This window comes from Pusillimonas sp. (assembly GCF_035515275.1).
Lineage (GTDB): Bacteria > Pseudomonadota > Gammaproteobacteria > Burkholderiales > Burkholderiaceae_B > Pusillimonas.
Window position 1 is genome coordinate 24,007 of the sequence record NZ_DATJBQ010000052.1, and the last position, 18,330, is coordinate 42,336.

The 18,330-nt window shown below is 57.8% G+C and carries 14 protein-coding genes and 2 tRNA genes; 12 read left to right on the plus strand and 4 right to left on the minus strand.

What is annotated here, in order from left to right; genetic code table 11:
* Positions 1-3 precede the first annotated feature (3 nt).
* From VL003_RS03715 to VL003_RS03745, 7 genes are all read left to right on the plus strand, one after another.
* Positions 4-642, plus strand: coding sequence for a DNA-3-methyladenine glycosylase family protein (locus tag VL003_RS03715; RefSeq protein WP_325439704.1), 639 nt, complete (start codon positions 4-6; stop codon positions 640-642).
* 54 nt (positions 643-696) lie between these two features.
* Entirely contained in the window at positions 697-1,662 is a 966-nt protein-coding gene (locus VL003_RS03720) for an acetyl-CoA carboxylase carboxyltransferase subunit alpha (protein WP_325439706.1), read from the plus strand.
* 46 nt (positions 1,663-1,708) lie between these two features.
* Entirely contained in the window at positions 1,709-2,674 is a 966-nt protein-coding gene (tilS, locus tag VL003_RS03725; protein ID WP_325439726.1) for a tRNA lysidine(34) synthetase TilS, read from the plus strand.
* 81 nt (positions 2,675-2,755) lie between these two features.
* Positions 2,756-4,033, plus strand: coding sequence for an aspartate kinase (locus tag VL003_RS03730; RefSeq protein ID WP_325439708.1), 1,278 nt, complete (start codon positions 2,756-2,758; stop codon positions 4,031-4,033).
* Positions 4,034-4,145: 112 nt separating this feature from the next.
* Positions 4,146-4,238 (plus strand) — tRNA-Ser (locus tag VL003_RS03735).
* Between the two features lie 664 nt (positions 4,239-4,902).
* Positions 4,903-5,838, plus strand: a complete 936-nt coding sequence (locus tag VL003_RS03740) for a hypothetical protein (RefSeq protein WP_325439710.1) — start codon at positions 4,903-4,905, stop codon at positions 5,836-5,838.
* 487 nt (positions 5,839-6,325) lie between these two features.
* On the plus strand, positions 6,326-8,395 hold the full coding sequence (locus tag VL003_RS03745) for a putative bifunctional diguanylate cyclase/phosphodiesterase (RefSeq protein WP_325439712.1): 2,070 nt from the start codon (positions 6,326-6,328) through the stop codon (positions 8,393-8,395).
* A 69-nt stretch (positions 8,396-8,464) separates the two neighbouring features.
* Here VL003_RS03745 and VL003_RS03750 read toward each other — a convergent pair whose 3' ends face one another.
* The 3 genes from VL003_RS03750 to VL003_RS03760 all read right to left on the minus strand — a co-directional run bounded on the left by VL003_RS03750 (position 8,465) and on the right by VL003_RS03760 (position 11,669).
* Complete coding sequence (locus VL003_RS03750; RefSeq protein ID WP_325439727.1) at positions 8,465-9,352, minus strand: GNAT family N-acetyltransferase; 888 nt, start codon at positions 9,350-9,352, stop codon at positions 8,465-8,467.
* A 63-nt stretch (positions 9,353-9,415) separates the two neighbouring features.
* The gene (locus VL003_RS03755) at positions 9,416-10,591 is read right to left on the minus strand and encodes an alpha-hydroxy acid oxidase (RefSeq protein WP_325439714.1); all 1,176 of its coding nucleotides are present in this window, start codon (positions 10,589-10,591) and stop codon (positions 9,416-9,418) included.
* Positions 10,592-10,739: 148 nt separating this feature from the next.
* Positions 10,740-11,669 (minus strand): phosphoribosyltransferase family protein, encoded by a 930-nt coding sequence (locus VL003_RS03760; RefSeq protein ID WP_325439716.1) that lies wholly within the window; start codon positions 11,667-11,669, stop codon positions 10,740-10,742.
* Positions 11,670-11,752: 83 nt separating this feature from the next.
* On the opposite strand from VL003_RS03760, the gene VL003_RS03765 reads away from it, so the two are divergent.
* The 5 genes from VL003_RS03765 (at position 11,753) to VL003_RS03785 (ending at position 16,702) form a co-directional block, all read left to right on the plus strand.
* Positions 11,753-11,829, plus strand: a tRNA-Arg gene (locus tag VL003_RS03765).
* 112 nt (positions 11,830-11,941) lie between these two features.
* Positions 11,942-12,799, plus strand: a complete 858-nt coding sequence (locus VL003_RS03770; protein ID WP_325439718.1) for an FkbM family methyltransferase — start codon at positions 11,942-11,944, stop codon at positions 12,797-12,799.
* A gap of 150 nt (positions 12,800-12,949) precedes the next feature.
* Positions 12,950-13,876, plus strand: coding sequence for a phosphate/phosphite/phosphonate ABC transporter substrate-binding protein (gene phnD / locus VL003_RS03775; protein ID WP_325439720.1), 927 nt, complete (start codon positions 12,950-12,952; stop codon positions 13,874-13,876).
* A gap of 73 nt (positions 13,877-13,949) precedes the next feature.
* Positions 13,950-14,759 carry a phosphonate ABC transporter ATP-binding protein gene (locus tag VL003_RS03780; RefSeq protein WP_325439722.1) on the plus strand — a complete coding sequence of 270 codons (810 nt, stop codon included), beginning with the start codon at positions 13,950-13,952 and terminating at the stop codon, positions 14,757-14,759.
* On the plus strand, positions 14,756-16,702 hold the full coding sequence (locus VL003_RS03785; protein ID WP_325439724.1) for a PhnE/PtxC family ABC transporter permease: 1,947 nt from the start codon (positions 14,756-14,758) through the stop codon (positions 16,700-16,702). The genes VL003_RS03780 and VL003_RS03785 overlap by 4 nt, the downstream gene beginning before the upstream one ends.
* Positions 16,703-16,765: 63 nt before the next feature.
* On the opposite strand, the gene VL003_RS03790 is transcribed toward VL003_RS03785, so the two are convergent.
* The coding region (locus VL003_RS03790) for an AsmA family protein (protein WP_325439725.1) at positions 16,766-18,330 on the minus strand (1,565 nt) is incomplete at its 5' end.

Here is an 18,330-nt window from a genome sequence, read left to right on the forward strand (position 1 = left end):
AAAATGACAGACACCATTGCAATTGTCGACAAGCCAGACTTCTGGGACGAAGCATGCAGCCAGCTCATGCGGCGCGACCGCATACTAAAAAAAGTCATTCCCAGGCATCGCTCCGAGTGGCTCAGTACGTCGTCGACGCCGTTCATGACTCTTGCCCGCGCCATTGTGGGGCAGCAGGTGTCGACCAAGTCTGCCGACGCTACCTGGGCACGCTTTACCGCGCGTTGCGGGCGTCGGCCGGCACCGGCCAAGATCGCCGCCATTTCACTGGATGAGCTGCGCGAGCTGGGCCTGTCGCGTCGAAAATGCGAATACATCGTCGACCTGGCCACCCACTTTGCCGAGAAAAAGCTGCGCACGACGGCGTGGGCCGGCATGGACGACGAAGAAATAATCACCGACCTGTGCGCCATACGGGGCGTGGGCCGCTGGACCGCCGAAATGTTTTTAATCTTCAGCCTGCAGCGTCCTGATGTGCTGCCGCTTGATGACGCGGGCCTGCTCAAGGCAATTTCGCTACACTATTTCAGTGGCGAGCCCGTTTCTCGTTTCGAGGCCCGCGAAGTCGCGCAAGCCTGGGCGCCGTGGCGTACGGTGGCCACCTGGTATCTGTGGCGCAGCCTTAGCGTGGCACCCAAATGACCATCGCCCGCACAAAGCGTCGCTGCGTTTTTTCCAATCGGACAACAAGCTCTTATGCGTAATACTTTTCTAGAATTTGAACAGCCGCTGGCCGAGCTCGAAAACAAGATCGAGCAGCTGCGCTTCGTGCAGGCGGATTCCGCCGTGGATATATCTGACGAAGTGGCCAGGTTGCAGCAAAAAAGCCAGACACTGGCCAAAAGCATTTACGCCAAACTTACGCCCTGGCAGACGGCCTTGGTGGCCCGCCATCCGCAACGGCCTTACACCCTTGATTATGTGCGCGAAATCTTCACCGATTTTCACGAGCTGCACGGCGACCGCATGTATGCCGACGACTTGTCCATCGTCGGAGGCCTGGCGCGTTTCCAAGGTACGCCGTGCATGGTTATTGGTCATCAAAAGGGGCGCGACACCAAAGAACGCGCAAGGCGCAATTTTGGCATGCCCCGCCCCGAGGGCTACCGCAAGGCGCTTCGGTTGATGCGCCTGGCTGAAAAGTTTGGCTTGCCGGTGTTCACCTTCGTCGACACGCCCGGTGCTTATCCGGGCATTGGTGCCGAAGAGCGAGGCCAGTCTGAAGCCATCGGCCATAACTTGTATGCCATGGCCGAGCTCAAGGTGCCCATTATTTCCACCATCATTGGCGAAGGTGGTTCGGGTGGGGCATTGGCCATTGCCGTCGGCGATGTCGTCATGATGCTGCAGTACTCGACTTATGCCGTCATTTCCCCTGAAGGCTGCGCATCCATTTTGTGGCGCAGCGCAGACAAGGCGTCGGTGGCGGCCGAAGCCCTGGCCATTACGGCCCCGCGTCTCAAAGACCTGGGCTTGGTCGACCGAATCGTCAATGAGCCGGTGGGGGGCGCCCACCGCGATCCGGCCGTCATGGCTCGTCAATTGGGTCGGGCCCTTTCCGACGCATTGCGCCAGGTGTCGGGCTTAAGCGCCCAGCAATTGGTCGACCAGCGTATCGAACGGCTCATGACCTACGGTCGCTACCAAGAGGCCCGTGCCTGATCGTTTTCCATGGCCCCAGTTCGGCGCTGACGAACTGCTGGCGGCCATTGACGCCTCGCTTGCATCGCAGGGGGGTGTTGGCCGTGATTTCGGCGTAGCGGTCAGCGGTGGTCCTGATTCGGCCATGCTGGCCGTGCATGCGGCGCGAGCCGCCGCCAAGGCAGGGCTGACCATGCATGTTTTTCATGTGCATCATGGCCTTCAGCAGGTGGCCGATATGTGGCGTGGACATGTGCATGACCTGGCCCAGCTCCTTGGGGTTGCTTGCCACAGCGTGCGAATTGCCATCGATGGGGCTTCGGGCGAGGGCCTTGAGGCGGCAGCGCGCGCCGGTCGTTATCGCGCGCTGGCTGATCTGGCCCGTCAGGCCGGTGTCGATCGAATTTTGTTGGCCCATCACAGAGACGACCAGGCCGAGACCGTGCTGCTGCGCTTGTTGCGGGGCGCAGGGCCTGCGGGGCTTGGTGCGATGGCGCCAAAGACGCGCCGTGAGGGCATCGTTTATTTGCGCCCGTGGCTGGACGTAAGCCGAGCACGCATTGTGCAGCTTGCCGACGCCTTTCACGAGCTCTCGGGCTGGAAACCTGTATACGACCCGACCAATGCCCAAGACCGCTATACCCGCTCGGCGGTGCGCGAGCGCCTGGCCCCTCAGTTGGACGACCGCTGGCCCGGATGGCAGGCCGCTTTGGCGCGGCATGCACGCCAAAGCCGCGAAGCCGCGCAGATTCTGAATGAAGTGGCCGCTGGCGACCTTGCCGGGCTGGAGCCCTCGGAAGACGGGCGCAGTTTTTCGTTGGCGCGTTGGCGCGAGCTTTCAGCGTCACGTCAGGCGCTGGTGCTGCGGTATTGGCTCGCTTCCTTGGGCTTGCGCATGCCCTCCGATGCCCGCCTGAACGATCTGATGCGTCAGATGCGAGGCCTGCATGCGCTTGGCCATGACCGCCAGATGCAGGTCCGCCACGGCCAGGCACTGATACGATGCGTCCGTGGGCGTGTGCTGCTAAAATAATTGGTTTTCGTTGTGGCGCTAGTCTTTACTTGTTTTTTACACTGATTCAAACACCTGGGCAAAAAGGCAGGACAGAATATTATGTCCCTTATCGTTCATAAGTACGGCGGTACCTCGATGGGGTCGGTCGAGCGCATACAAAATGTTGCTCGGCGGGTCGCCAAATGGCATCGAGCCGGTCATCAGGTGGTGGTGGTTCCTTCGGCCATGTCGGGTGAAACCAACCGCCTGTTAAGTCTGGCCAAAGAAATCAGCCCGACCCCTGACGGTCGCGAGCTCGACATGCTGGCATCAACCGGCGAACAGGCAAGCAGCGCATTGCTGGCCATGGCCTTGCAGGCGCAAGGGGTTCAGGCGCGCAGCTATTCGGGCTGGCAGGTTCCCGTGCGCACCGACTCGGCCTACACCAAGGCGCGCATTCGTTCCATTGACGACACCCGTATCCGGGGCGAGCTTGATGCCGGACGTGTCGTGATCGTTACCGGCTTTCAAGGTATTGACGACGAAGGCCACATTACCACCCTGGGCCGTGGCGGCTCCGACACCTCAGCTGTGGCGGTCGCCGCCGCAATGGGTGCCGAAGAATGTCTCATCTTTACTGATGTTGACGGCGTTTACACCACTGACCCGCGTGTCGTGCCCGAGGCCCGACGCATGCGCGTCGTGTCGTTCGAAGAAATGCTCGAGATGGCGTCGCTGGGCTCCAAGGTGTTGCAGATACGTGCGGTCGAGTTTGCAGGCAAGTATCAAGTGCCCGTGCGCGTGCTTTCTTCGCTGACCGACCCACTCATACCGCTCGACGAAGAAATGTCGTCGGGCACATTAATCACTTTCGAGGAAGACCAGAAAATGGAATCCGCTGTTGTTTCGGGCATTGCCTTCAGCCGCGACGAGGCCAAGATGACATTGTTGGCTGTTCCAGACACCCCGGGCGTGGCCTATTCCATACTCGGTCCGGTTGCCGCAGCCAACATCGACATCGACATGATCGTGCAGAATCAGTCGGTGCGTGGCACCACCGACTTCTCCTTCACCGTCAATCGCAACGACTACGTTCGCACCCTCGATCTGCTCAAGAACCAGATCGCGCCCTCGGTCGGCGCCCAAGAGGTTGTGGCGGACAACGAGGTTTGCAAAGTGTCCATTGTGGGCATCGGTATGCGCAGCCACGTGGGTGTCGCCAGCCTGATGTTCCGCACGCTGAGCGAAGAGGGCATCAACATTCAAATGATCAGCACCAGCGAGATCAAAACCTCGGTAGTCATCAACGACAAATACATGGAACTGGCCGTCCGGGCTCTGCACAAGGCATTCGGCCTGGACCAGGAGGCATCGTCCGTTGGTGAGGTCGCCGAGTAAGCGGCCGGGCCCGTCGGTCTTGTCATACAAGACGGTCTGGCCCACGCTTAACAAAGCTTTGCTTAACGCGTTTTTTGTTAAGCATTTATGCTAGAATAGCCAGCTTGAATTTGGAGATGTGGCCGAGAGGTTGAAGGTACTCCCCTGCTAAGGGAGCATGCGGCTTATACCCGCATCGAGGGTTCGAATCCCTCCATCTCCGCCATTGTGTATATAACCCCTTGATTTTAAAGAAATTCCATTAAAATCAAGGGGTTCCTAGTTAGGATTTACACACAATAGTGCTACACAAAGCTTCACAAAAAGGGGTTCCACTTCCAAAAAGGAACCCGGCATGCCAGCCTTGCCGACGGGCTTAGTTGGGCACACGAACGGCACTTGCTACTTACTCCGTCGCATCCCCGCCGATTTGCTTTCCGTGTATCCCCCCAATAAAACAGAAGAATACGAGCCGCTTGGCGTACGCACGTATCTACATATACGCGCGCCTGTCGACCGTCGCGGCGGTATGCGGTATCAGCGCGTCAGCTATCTGGAAATGGTTCCATGACCTCTGCTGACAATGCACACACACCGACCGCTTGGCAGGTCTGGCCCAGACATGAATCCCCCCGCCACGTGCGACGCGATCAACCACAACCTCACGGATTCCTAAGATAGAATTTATGGGGGATGTCGACCTTCGCTCCATTAACTATGTTTCTTTGCAAAAACAAGTTTAAGGAATGTCGCTGTTCCTCTTTACCTTTAATGAGGTAGAGCCCATGGTACGCTGTGGCACTGCAGGTGTGGACCGTCTGGGCCAGGTTGATTTGAAGTGAGAAGCTGAGCTGGCCACATGTTTACGCAAATCTGAAATGAGGTTATCGATGCCTATCGTTTCACAGGGAAGAGGCTTTATCAAACCACTCATGCTGCTCCTCGGGCTTGGCTTGAGCGTCTTGAACCAATCGGTGCAGGCCCAGTCCACCTATGTCGAAAACCCAAAAGCCAGACAGGCATGTGAAACCGTCCGGGATTACTTCGGGTACGAGTGGCACGAGTTCACTCTTGTCGACAAGCTGTCGGATGGGACGAGAGTTGCCAATAATCCAGCGTATCTGCGCAGACTCATCGAGTCGATTAGTAGGCTTGAGCCCGGCTCTTCCATGGGCGCGCCGGAATTTCGCGACCCCAAGAAGTATCACTTCGCCTCCGTCGGGGGGAATGAACTTCGCTCTCAGTTTATTTCTGTTGCCGAATGCTTTTTGAAATATGCTGAACTTGGCGGCGTCAAACCCAATACGGCTACCTCGCCGAAGGCTCCGGTCGGCAAGGACCAGCGGGCATCGAAAGCGGGAAAGGCCCCCAATGAGAAAGCAGCCAAGGTGAATCCGTCCCCAGTGGGTGGCGAAGCGGGGGACCTTGCCCAAATGCACCAAGAGGCATTTGAAAAGGAAGACTTGTGGTCATTTGCGGCGCAGACTTATCCTTCCCACAAGAACAGGAAAAAATTGATCCTGCCGCAGCATTCCGAATGCTTGCGGGCTGTGGACATCAAGCAAGACAGTACCGTGAAAACGATGCACTGGTACGCGATTCAAAATACCTGCAACTTGCCGCTTACCGTGTTCTGGTGCGATGGCCAGGGATGCCGTCCTTTGTCAAAGGCGGCTGACATACCTGCGGGCGGCAAGGAGCGTAGCTGGATGGACACAAGGCGTAATGGAGCCCTGGGTTTCAAAGGAACAGCTTGCGCGCAGAATTACCAAGGAAAGCGCGTTTACTACGACAAGAAAGAAAATCAGTGCTGGCTATTTGAATAAAGCTTAGTGTCGATGCTATTGGGCGTATGTTTCTACGCGCGCGGCACGCTAGAGCGGCGCCTACAAGCTTGGCGTTGCCGACTTTACGGTAGTGGACGAGCCGGTCACGATTGAGCGCAGTCCGCTGCATCATCGATTGTTCAACTACCGGTTGGTCGCCAGCGGCTGACCGCGCAGTAGAGAAAGCAGCTCAAACGGCGCCAGGCGATCGAACCCTAGGGTGCCTAACAATGACGCTCAAAGTATACTGATGCAATGTGACGAATTTACACACTACGCTTATACACAAAGGGCACAGGCCATTTTCATAAGCTATTAATTTATAAGTAAATTTTTGGCGACGAGTCGAATCCCTCCATCTGCGCCAAAGTTAAGAAGCCTTGCAACGCACCAGTGCAAGGCTTTTTGCTTGCTACAGCAGATGCACCGGCAACCATTGCGGGCGGAATTTACAGGCTGGCTTACGAAACACTAGGAGTACCGCCAGGTGACATCAGTTTTATGTTGTAAAGAGAATGGCGAGCAGATCGATGCTGTCCTGGAACAACTGCCTACTGCGGCCGGACGCGTCGATATGGATCAGCGGCTGCAGTATGTGAATGAACGTCTGGTATTGGCATTGGGCAGGCCGAGCGAGCAACTGCTTGGCCTGACGCTTGAAGACATTGGCTTTCCGGGGGCGCGAGAGTTTCCTGCCGTACTCGAGGCGGCCGTCACCCAACGCAGCGCTCAGGTCTATCAAACCGATGCGGTCGACGCAAAGCGCGGCAGTCGCTATATTGAGGTTACGGTTACCCCGTACCGTATTGATTCGGAAAGCGCTTCGGGTGTTTTGATCCTCGTTCAAGACCTGACCCATAAAAGAAACCTTGAGCGTCTGAATCGAGAGTATTCGGATTACCTCGTGGGGCTTGATGCCCATGCCATTGTTGCGTTTACCGATGCAAAAGGGGTTATTACCTCGGTCAACGACAAGTTTTGCAGCGTCTCACAATACAGCCGTGAAGAACTCTGCGGGCGCACTCACCGAATCGTCAACTCGGGCTACCACCCCCCGGAATTTTTCCGCGAACTATGGCGCAGTATTTCGGTCGGCCGTGTCTGGCAAGGCGAAATCTGCAACAGGGCGAAGGACGGTTCCTTATATTGGGTGCGCAGCACCATCGTGCCGTTTTTTGGCGACAACGGCCGGCCCAGCAAGTACATGGCGATTCGCGCCGACATTACCCACCTGAAGAAGGTCGAGCAGCAGGCCCTGCAATTGGCCCTGTACGATCCGCTCACGAACCTGCCCAACCGGCGGCTGCTGCACGAACGCCTCAACCAAAGCCGGGCGGCCTCAGAGCTGAGCGGCGGGTATTGCGCATTGTTATCCATTGATCTGGACGAGTTCAAGCAGGTCAACGACCTATATGGTCATAGCAAGGGCGATCTTTTGCTGACCAAAACGGCACGGCGCCTGCTTAAATGCGTTGTAGGCAATGATACGGTGGCTCGCATGGGAGGCGATGAGTTCCTGGTGATCCTGAATGACCTGGGTATTGATCGTGGGCAGGCGGCGCACCGCGCCGGCCAGGCGGCGAACGACATCATCGTTGCGTTAAGCAAGCCCTATAAAATGGACGAAAGCGATGACCTGGCCGAGTACGGTTTTATTTCGACCCCAAGCCTTGGCGTCGTGCCGTTCAGCGGTACGGTCATCAGCAACGAAGAATTGCTTCAGCAAGCCGATCTGGCTCTTTATCGCGCCAAGGCACAGGGTGGAAATCGACTGGTTTTCTTCGATGTCTCGCAGATGGAAGAGGTCAAAAGGCGCGCGGCACTGGAAGCTGACCTACGGACGGCCATCGCGCGGCAAGAGTGGTGTCTGCACTACCAACCCATTGTTGACGACGAAAAGCGTGTTATCGGCATGGAAGCCTTGCTGCGCTGGCAGCACCCCGTGCGCGGCATGGTGTCTCCGGCGGTGTTTGTTCCGCTGGCCGAGGTGACAGGGCTGATTGTTCCGATCGGGCAATGGGTTCTGGAGACTGCGTGCGTGCAATTGGCCCAGTGGAAGAACAACCCGGAAACTGAAAACTGGACCTTGGCCATCAACATCAGCGCGCGGCAGTTCGACGAATCCAATTTTTTTGATCTGGTGTGGGACTGTATTGAGCGATCAGGCATCGACCCGTCCAGGCTGTGCTTGGAGATCACCGAAACGGCCGTGCTCACAGCCATCGACAAAAAGCTGGTGGACAACCTGAACCGGCTGAAGGCTCATGGGGTACAGATCGCGCTGGACGACTTCGGCACCGGCTACTCTTCGCTGGTTTACCTGAAAGAGCTGCCGCTCAGCCGGGTAAAGATCGATCAATCGTTTGTGCGAACCTTGCTGAACAATCCAAAGGACCAGGGAATCATCAAAGCCATTTTGACATTGGCTTCGACGCTGAGCCTGGAAGTGGTGGCCGAGGGGGTGGAAACCTCCGAGCAGTTCGAATACTTGTGTTCGCTCGACTGCCCCGCCTTTCAGGGCTATTTGTTCGGCCGCCCGGCGCCATTGAGCGATTAAATGAGCGGCATGTTCCCGGCAGGTCGTCGCCCGAAGGTATTGATCTTGAATCAAGATCGTTAACGCGCGCTAAAACGTCAGTGTCCGATACGTCGGTTCGGCAGTGCACCACGCCAGCTTGTATTGCCCCCGATTTTTCCCGAACGAATAGCGCAGTTGCTTGCCTTGTTGTACCGCATACTCCCATGCCGCCCAGGTGTTGACCCAGGTCAGGACACTACCCGGGGAGAACTCGGCATACGAGCGATCAGTACCGCTGTTGATGTATTCGTACGAAACCCAGCCAGGGCTTTCGGCACTTAACACCAACTGGAACGCGCACGGCTGTTCTTTGATGAAAAGCACGGATCCAAAAACATGAGCCCGCAGGGCAGATAGATAGTCGACGAGGCCGTCCCGACTGGCCAGTGTTTCGCCACGCCGAAGCTGGTACAGATGCGCATACAGGTCGGCCAGGGTTTCGGAAGAAAACGCCGAGACCGGCCGGATGATTCCGCCCGCGCTCGCAAAGGTTTTAAGCTCGCGACGTCGGCTGTATTTTGCCTTCGATGACATTCCATCAGGCCCATAGCCCTTGGCAAGGGCGATGAAGTTTTTTTCTTTGCGCACACGCGCTCGATTGAGAACGGCGGTGCACCGGGCTGACAGGGTTTCGGCACGCAACCACAGGTGATGTCGCGGGCCCGCTACATCCATGGGCACAATAACCTCTGGTTCGCCGAAATCGTAATCGGGCGACACCAGTTCTTTAAGCGCCTGAAAATCGCCCGCCACCCAGTGACGCCAACGACATACCGCTGCTCGCCCATTATCGCCTTTGCGTACATAGTAGGCATGGTCGATTTTTTTGCGTGCGTGAATAAATTCAAGAATGTCCGGATGCGTAATGACGCTGCCGCCATATGCATCGTAATGCCGGCGATAGACATCGACCGATACTTTTTCCCACCCCAGCATTCGCAACACAGGACTCCGTTATCTTACAAAAAAACGATTCATTGCTTGGCGGGAATTCACCGCTCAAATTTTTGTCAGATCGTCGAAAATCTGAGGATTCACCAGTATGGAACGGTCTACCCCGCCGATGTCGGTGCGCCCGCAGAACGCCATGCTGACGTCCAGTTCCTTGGCAATGATTTCTAGTGCACGTGTCACACCCGCCTGTCCGCCGGCGGCAAGCCCATATAGAAACGATCGCCCGATCAGGGTGCCGCGCGCACCCAGTGCGACGGCACGTAAAACGTCTTGCCCGCTACGTATGCCGCTGTCGAGCCACACTTCTATGTTGTTGCCTACCGCTTGCACAATATGAGGTAATGCGGCGATGGAAGAGGGGGCGCCGTCGAGCTGACGGCCTCCGTGGTTGGAAACGATCAGCGCGTCAACGCCGCTGTTTACGGCATGCCTGGCATCGTCGGCGTCCATAATACCTTTGAGCACCAGTTTTCCGCCCCAGGCCTGCTTTATCCACTCAATATCCTCCCAGCACAACGTAGGATCAAATTGCTCGGCTGTCCAGGACGCCAACGAGGACACATCGCTGACGCCTTTTGCGTGGCCCACAATGTTGCCGAACGTTCTTCTGGGGGTGCGGGACATCGACAAGCACCAGTGGGGCTTGAATGCCAGGTTCGCCAGATTGGCCAAAGTCGGCTTGGGGGGGGCGGTAAGCCCATTTTTGATGTCTTTGTGGCGCTGTCCCATTACTTGCAGGTCAAGCGTCAGCACCAGGGCCGAGCAGTTCGCGGCCTTGGCCCGTTCTATCAGTCGCAGCATGAAATCGCGGTCACGCATGACATAAAGCTGGAACCAGAACGGATGGCTTGTATGGGCGGCTACGTCTTCGATCGAGCAGATGCTGACGGTGGACAAAGTGAACGGAACGCCGAATTGCGCAGCCGCCCGGGCGGCCAGGATCTCGCCGTCGCCGCAGAGCATGCCGGTCAGGCCGGTGGGGGCCAGGGCGACTGGCATGGCAACGTCGGTGCCTATCAGGGTGCTGCGCAAATTGCGGGATTGAATGTCAATGGCGACACGTTGCCTGAACTTCAGGCGTTGAAAGTCGTCTTCATTGCCAAGGTAGGTGCTTTGTGTCCATGAGCCCGAGTCGACGTAGTCGTAAAACATTCGGGGTATGCGGCGCTTGGCCATTTGGCGCAAATCTTCGATGCAGGTGGCGGTGGCAAGGCGGGACACAGGTGTTCTCCATTTGTGGCGGGCAGCCCGGCTACAGCGGCAAGCCGTTGGCAAAGCTTGAAAGCAGCGGCCTATCTTTATATGGGCTGGGCGATTATAAGTTAGACGCTGTCTTTCAATCGGGGGAAATCGAGCGGCGATTGTGGGCTTATCGCTCCGGCTCTGCAGCCATTTCGGGCGCTTCGTGGGCATAAACTGCCATGGCACGCGAGCCATTCCACCACAACACGCGCGCAACCTTTACCCGGCTGGCTATTTCCAGCGCCTGAACAGCATCGCTTTCAATAAAGTGCGTGTATCGCTGCTCGACGATCGCCTGAGCCTTGTGCTCAGCCGTTTGCGCGGCGGTATGGCGCGACTCGTCACGCATGATAAGGCGCCCGCTGAAGCCATGGCGGTTCAGCCAGGCCTGAGTGCGCGCACGGTCCTGTTCAGGCCGTCCGGTAACAATGGGCAGATCACGCAGATCGCGATTGGGCAGGGTAGTGTGTGGTAGCAGAGTGTCGCGTTTGAGCAGCGCGGCTTCCAGATTTTGCAGGTATAACGCTTCGGGCACATCGGGCAGCAAAATGCCGTCCAGGTCAATCGCCCACGAGGCGTACTCGTGCTCGGGTCGGTCGGGCAGGTTTCCGGTGGCGTCAAATTCATCGGTAATTGATTCGCGTTCCCACGGAAACCATGCGCGGCAGCGGGGCGGCATCTTGAAGCCGTAATCAGGCACCACGCGCGATTGGTCGTCCCAGGCCAGGGTAAAGACTTTCGCCTTAAAGCCCTGGTTGCGAACAAAGGCGATGCTGTCCGATAAGGTCGTGCCGCGACCGGCGATGTCTTCGACCAGCAAAATACGGGCACCCGGTTGCGGGGTTTGATGGGTGAACCACGAAACGCAACGGGTCTTGCGGTCGTACGAAAGCGCATACAGGGGCAGGCTTAGTGCGGTGGCCGCCATGACGCCGGGTGCCAGCCCACCGCGGGCAATGGCCACCACGGCATCGAAACCCCGTTCTCGCCATTGAGCCTCGTAGCCGGTGACCTGGGCTTCGACCCAGTAGTAATCACAAGAATATGCTTTGATCATGCCGTAAATTGTAATCAATCGGTGTTGACGTGAGAGGCTTGCATGACAACAAAAAAAAACTGTGTTATAGTTTCGCTTCTTTGGCGGCTGTAGCTCAGTTGGATAGAGTACTTGGCTACGAACCAAGGGGTCGTGGGTTCGAATCCTGCCAGCCGCGCCAAAATTTAGGGGCTTTCCGAAAGGAAAGCCCCTACTCGTTTGTACCTTGGGTATTGTGCCTTGGGTATTGCACCGTGAGGTCGCAACAGGGGCTTGCATTGAATAAGCAAAACATGCCAGACACGCAGTGGGTCAAGAACCGGTATGGCCAGCAGATGCTGATCGACCCGAACGACTTCATCGGCCAAAAGGTATTGCGCAACAAGATCTACGACCTTGAAACACTGTTGCTGCTGGAAAGGTTGTTTGCAAGGCTGAGCCCTGAAGTGATTCTTGACGTCGGCGCCAATGTCGGCAACCACATGCTCATGTTCAGCCGCCATGCGGCACGAGTTTTGGCGTTTGAGCCCGGAACCAAAGCGTTTGCCATGCTCGAGCAGAACGTAAAGGCAAACAACCTGGCTCATGTCAGCCCATTCAACGTGGGGTTGTCCGATCAGCCTACGACACAAACCTTGTATGTCGAAGCCTCGGGCAATTTGGGTGCGTCGAGCCTCTCGCTTGAAAACCTGGCCGATACTCAATACGTCGAAGACACGATCAGTTTGCGCGTTGGGGATGACATCGTTGGGGCTCAACAACTGCCGTCGGTCGATTTCATCAAAATCGACGTCGAGGGCCATGAGCAGTCGGTAATACGGGGTTTGCGGAAAACGATTGCAGCCCAGCGCCCCCTTATACTTATGGAGTGGGAAGTCAAGGGCGATTGGCTCGAGCAGGAACGGCGTACGCCTGACCTTCTGCGCGATTACGTCTTTTACCCTTTGATCTGGAACACGAGTCGAGCCTACTGGAAACAGCAGCCGTTCGGCTTGTTGCGACGTTCGTTATTGCGGGTGTTCGGCACCAAGCAGCGCGTACCGTGCCGATGGGATGCGTACACCGATGCAGAGGCGGTGAGCGACATTCTTTTGGTACCCAAAGAAAAATGCGGCTTGGTCGAGCCGTTGGTCTACGGAGCACGTACGTAACGCAGGCTGCCAAAAGCCGGGCGTGCTCGACAGCTGCAGCTTGCAGTGCTAGCATGGGCTCGCATTCCTTCAAGGGGTGGTTCAGCCCCGCTCCAGGCCCTTCGGGCCTGGTCTCTTGTTTTGCCGCACACCAATACTTGGAGCTCTTCCATGAAGAATACGTTCTCTGCCGTGCGCAGGAAGTATCTGCTGTGTCTTTCTGCCCTTGCCCTGTCTGTTTCCTCTTCCTTTGCTTTCGGCCCTGCAGCCGCTCAGCAGCTCCCTTCAAAACTGATCATTACAGCCATTCCCGATGACGGCGATGCAGATCGCATGCGCGAGAATTTCGGCGCTCTGGCCGGATATCTGGGCAAAGCGGTGGGTATTCCCGTTGAGTACATGCACGTCGAAAACTATGCGGCCAGTGTCACCGCTTTGGCAACGGGGCGCGCGCATATTGCGTGGCTGGGGGCGGTAACCACTGCTCAGGCCCGCATGCAGATGGGCGACGATCTGAGCATTCTCGGCTGTCGTGACATCGACAAGGGCTTTGTCAGCTACTTTATCGCCAACCCCTCTACAGGCCTGAACACAGTATCTGATCTGGCCGAGCTGGCAAAGGCGGCGGCAGACAAACCCTGGACCTTTACCTTTGGCAGTAAAAGCAGTACTTCGGGCCACATGATGCCGCGCAAGTACTTTATGGATCAGGCCAAAACCACCCCCGAAAAAGTCTTTCGTACGGTGGCTTATTCAGGAAGCCACGATGTCGTCATGCAGATGGTGGCCGACGGTACGCATGATGTCGGCGCGCTTAATTACGCCAGTTGGGACAAGGCCGCGGACGATCTGAAGGCAAAAGCTCCCATCATTTACAAAACGCCCCCTTACACCAACTATGCACTGACGGCGCGAACCGATCTTGGTCCCGAGCTGCTGGGCAAGCTTACTGCCGCCTTGCTGGCTTTGGATGCAAGTACCGAAGACGGTGCCCAGGTGCTCAAGTATCTCAAGGCGGGCAAATTCATCGAGGCCGATATTTCCGAATGGCAGGGTTATGTCGACCTGCTTGAGTCGGGCATTGATATCGGCGGTTAATGTCTTGAATCAACGCGTCGCCGCCTGTGCCGCGTGGCGGCGCGACGACCTTTTCAAGGCGAACTGATCAACTATGAACGAGCCTGATTTTGAACCGGTGCTTCGGCCACCTGTCGTGGTCGATGGTGCTGCAGTCGTTTACGGGCACAAGACAGTGCTTGCTGATGTGGCATTGTCGGTCAAGGCCGGCGAGCGTGTGGCGGTAATCGGCCCATCGGGGGCCGGCAAGACCACGCTGTTTCGGCTGTTGGCTGGCCTGGTCAAGCCGGCACAGGGCCATGTTCAGACACTGGGGCACGACGTTTCCCGGCTGGAGGGCAGGCGGCTGGCCCAGCTGCGCCGCGAGGTCGGCTTTCTGCACCAGCAAGACAATCTCATTCCGCAGCTGCGTGTGGTGCACAATGTGCTCATGGGCCGTCTAGGCTACTGGCCCTTGCCGCGTGCCTTACTGTCGTTGCTTTGGCCGCAGCAGGCTCATCTTGCAATCCAGGCTCTGGCTCGGGTCGAGTTGGCCGACCGCCTTTGGGCCTTGCCCGACGAGCTTTCCGGCGGACAGCAACAGCGCGTTGCCGTAGCGCGACTTATCGTGCAGCAGCCTAGGCTGGTGCTGGCTGATGAGCCCGTCAGCGCTCTGGATCTGCGGCTTGGCCAGGAAGTTATCGGGTTGCTGTGTGACATGGCGGTGCATGAGAACGTCACGCTGATGATCAATCTGCACACGCTCGATTTGTTGCAAGGCAACTTTGATCGGGTCATTGCCTTGCGAGCCGGGCGTATCTTCTGGCAAGGCGCACCTGCCGACATCAGCCAGCACTTGCTGCGTGAACTTTATGGTGCGGAGTATCGAGCTTTGCATCTGGACGAGATGGCTTTGCCGGCATGAACGCCGCTCTTTCTAGGCCCGCGCCCCAGGGGCGCCATACCAATCGCCCCTTGGGCAGTTTCATTAGTTTGCTGGCCCTGGCGCTGGCAATGCTGGCCGCCTGTTTTTCGGTCGATTGGGACTGGACAGCGCTTACCGATGCGCAAAGCAGGGCGCAAGCGGCCTCGCGCATAGGCGCTTGGCTGACGGCATTTTTGTCGCCTGACCTTTCGCGCGAGTTTTTGCTTCATTCATGGGATCTGACACTGCAGACTTTGTCGGCAGCGGTGCTGGGCACCACGATCGCAATTGTGCTGGCCTGGCCGTTGGCCATGGGAGCCAGCCGGGCGGTGTGCGTGGGTGAAGAGCGCGGCCGTGTCTTGAAAGGCGCCTGGCGGCATTTCCCGTTGCGCTCGCCCTGGGCCCTGCTGTGCGCGTGCTGCCGTCTGGTACAGGACATTTTGCGGGCAGTGCCCGATTTTGTGTGGGCCATTATTTTGGTAGCCATGATAGGGCTTGGTCCACTGACCGGCGCGCTGGCTTTGGCCTTGAACATCACGGGCATACTGGCCAAGGTATACAGCGAGCTCTGGGACAGTGTGGACGAGTCCCGCTATGCCCAGGTGGCCAGTTTGGGCGGTGGCCGGGTGGCTACCTTTTTCTATGGCATCCGTCCGCTGGCCTCGCGCAATGTGCTGTCGTTTACCTTGATGCGCGCCGAGTGCGCCATCCGCAATGCGGCGGTCATTGGTGCCGTGGGCGGCGGTGGCCTGGGGGCTGAAGTCTGGTATCAGATTCGTTTTGGGGCCTGGGATAAAGTGGGCACCCTAATTATTTTTACCTTGCTGCTTACCCTGACCGCTGATCTGGCCAGTAATTATGTGCGCAATATGCTGCGTGGCGACGCAACCCGGGCGTCGGCCGGCGAGCCGCAGATTTCTCATGATAAAGCCGTTGCGTCGCGTCCGCCCAGGCGTCCCTGGTATGCCGTGGGCTTTGTGGTGGTCGTGCTGATTTGGTCGTTGTGGTTCATGGGTTGGGGCAACCGCGCCGGAGAAAACGGCGTGCCGCGCAACCACCTGGCGCCCGCCGCCGAATTGTTAACCAGCCAGGCTTGGGGCAACTTGCGTTTCTTCCAGCGCTTGCTGTCCCCCGAGCTTGATTTGCCGGCCATAGGCCTGGGCTCGCCGGAAAAGATTGCAGCGCGACGCGTCCAAGGCAAGGTGGTGGAACCCTTCGCGCAGTACGGTCCCGAAAGTTTTTGGCGGCCGGCTGCCTGGTCGGCCTGGCACGATGAATTGCGCAAATGGTTTGTCTGGCGTGTGGTGGAGTCTGCCGCGGTGCCCCTGGCCATTGCCGTGGTGGGCACGGTGCTGGGGGTGGCGGCAGCGATATGGCTGACTTACTCGCATTCGGCCACGTTTCAGTTACTGTCTGATCGCTTCAACGGCGAAACCGCCTCTCGCACAACACGCGCCTGGCGTACGCTGCAGCTGGTTACAAGCAGGGCGACGGCCATGGTGGCGCGTGGCGTACCCGAAGTAACCTGGGCGTTTCTGTTCATTGCATTCTTTGGGCCGGGCCTGGTGGCCGGAATGCTGGCCATTGCCGTGCATACCGTGGGGGTGCTTACGCGCGTGTTTGGCGAGGCGGTCGATAACCAGCCCTTGCGGCGGTTTGAGCCCACGTGCGGGGCTTCGCGCCGCACGACGTACGCCATGGTGGCCGTGCCCCTGGCCTGGCGCGACTGGATGACTTATTCGTTCTTTCAGTTTGAAAGTAATGTACGGGCGGCCGTGGTGCTGGGCCTGATCGGCGTCGGTGGCCTGGGTTTCCAGTTCAGCTTTAATTTTGAGTGGTTCCGTTTCGAACGTGCCGGAACCTACCTGATCATGATGATTCTACTGACGATCTTGATCGACCGAAGCGCTCGCCTGTTGAATTTGTCGCAGGTCGGTCGTTAAGCAAGAACCTGCCGACGGAGGGTGGGCAATGTTTCCGCGGCCTGATGATGCAGGCGCAAGGGGTCAGCGCCTTTTGGCCGGCTCAGGTGCGGCCGGCGTAGGTGCGGCCGGCGCAGGCGCCTTGGTTTCGCCGCTCACCTTCTTCATCAGGGGCGCACACTCGTTACTGTCGTCCGTGCCCAGATTCAACAAGGGAATCAAGGCAGCCAGCGGTGTGGCAATGACACCCAGGGCCACCGCCGCGCCTGCGCGGGCGGCGATGGGGCCTTCATGCACCCCTACATCGGGGTCTTTGAAGGTGCCGCGCACGTACAACGGCGTACGCAACGTGAAAATGCGCAAAGATTTGTTCTCGGGGTCGATGTTCAGGTCAAGCTTCTCGCTTGCAAGGTTTATGTTGCCGGTAATGTCGATCGTGGCGTCTTCGGTGTCGAGTTTGAACGCTTTGGTGTGCATCAGTCCGTTCTTGACATCAAAATCAGCCGCCAGGCAGTTCAGTACGATTTGCTCGTCACCGAACAGCTTGACGATGATCATGTCGGCGATGTTCAGGCCTGCCGCTTCCAGAAGAAAGTGGCTGATTGTTCCCTTGGTGACCACGGCCTTGAGTTCGCCGCTGGAGCTTCCCAGGAGCTGAGAGAACGATTCGCCGCGGCTCGATAACGATGCTTCGGCGTTCACCGTGCCCAGGCTGGCCCGCATTGATTCGGCGCCGCGTAAAAGTTTGCGAAGCTGTAATGCCCGGGCGGTTGCTTCCAGACGAGCTTGCAGGGGCGCTTCTCTTCCGTTCAGTTCAATGTTTGTGCGCAGCGTACCTCCGGCCACGCCGAAACTCAATGGCTTGAGCGTGAGCAGCTTGTTGTCGAGTCTGACATGAGTTTCCACGTTGTCCAGGGGCAGGTTTTCGCTGCGCACGATCTGCTTGCCTTTGAAGCGTATGTCGGCATCCATGCGGCCCCAACTGGAGGTGTTGATCTTGTCTACCGGAATCGCTTTGTTTGCCGGTTGCTTCGGGGCTTCTCCCTTGGCCTCTTCGCGCTTATCCACGCCTACCAGCGGCCCCAGATCCTTAAAACGCAGCAGCTGTGACTGCACCGACCCGGTCAGGAATGGGCGCGGCTCCCTGACGTGGTAATCGAGCGTCCCGCTAAGATCGCTTGAGCCGACCTTGCCGCTGAAGTCTTGGTAGCGCCATACGTTCTGATCATCGGCCAAATGTCCGTTAAGATGGCCCTTGGTGTGGTAGGGGGGGGTGTTGGGCAGGGCGACGCCAAAAAGGGGGTTGAGGTCGGCCAGGGTGGCGCCTTTTAGCTCCAGCTGTATGTCAACCGCAGCCAGTTGGGTCGGTCGCACCACGGTTCCTTCCAGCTGTAAGCTTGTGTCGCCGAGTTTCAGGTTGGCCTGAAGAGGAAATGGCTGATCGACGTCGGGGCTGTCTTGTTGCAAAGACAGCAGCCCTCCGGCCTTGCCGGTACCCGAAATGGCCCCCTCGTTGTAGTGTCCCTCAGCTTTCCATGCCACGCTGTAACCTTGTTCTTGGTCGTGCGCCAGTGAGTCGAGCGTGGCGCGCACATCAAGTTGCAGCGAGGGGTCGCGAATGCGCAGGTTCACGTTCTGCATGCCCAGCC

Coding starts and splice junctions, on each gene's coding strand:
- VL003_RS03740 (WP_325439710.1), top strand. CDS start 4,903: ATGCCTATCGTTTCACAGGGAAGAGGCTTTATCAAACCACTCATGCTG.
- VL003_RS03730 (WP_325439708.1), top strand. CDS start 2,756: ATGTCCCTTATCGTTCATAAGTACGGCGGTACCTCGATGGGGTCGGTC.
- VL003_RS03715 (WP_325439704.1), top strand. CDS start 4: ATGACAGACACCATTGCAATTGTCGACAAGCCAGACTTCTGGGACGAA.
- VL003_RS03770 (WP_325439718.1), top strand. CDS start 11,942: ATGCCAGACACGCAGTGGGTCAAGAACCGGTATGGCCAGCAGATGCTG.
- VL003_RS03750 (WP_325439727.1), bottom strand. CDS start 9,352: ATGCTGGGGTGGGAAAAAGTATCGGTCGATGTCTATCGCCGGCATTAC.
- phnD (WP_325439720.1), top strand. CDS start 12,950: ATGAAGAATACGTTCTCTGCCGTGCGCAGGAAGTATCTGCTGTGTCTT.
- VL003_RS03720 (WP_325439706.1), top strand. CDS start 697: ATGCGTAATACTTTTCTAGAATTTGAACAGCCGCTGGCCGAGCTCGAA.
- VL003_RS03785 (WP_325439724.1), top strand. CDS start 14,756: ATGAACGCCGCTCTTTCTAGGCCCGCGCCCCAGGGGCGCCATACCAAT.
- VL003_RS03780 (WP_325439722.1), top strand. CDS start 13,950: ATGAACGAGCCTGATTTTGAACCGGTGCTTCGGCCACCTGTCGTGGTC.
- VL003_RS03760 (WP_325439716.1), bottom strand. CDS start 11,669: ATGATCAAAGCATATTCTTGTGATTACTACTGGGTCGAAGCCCAGGTC.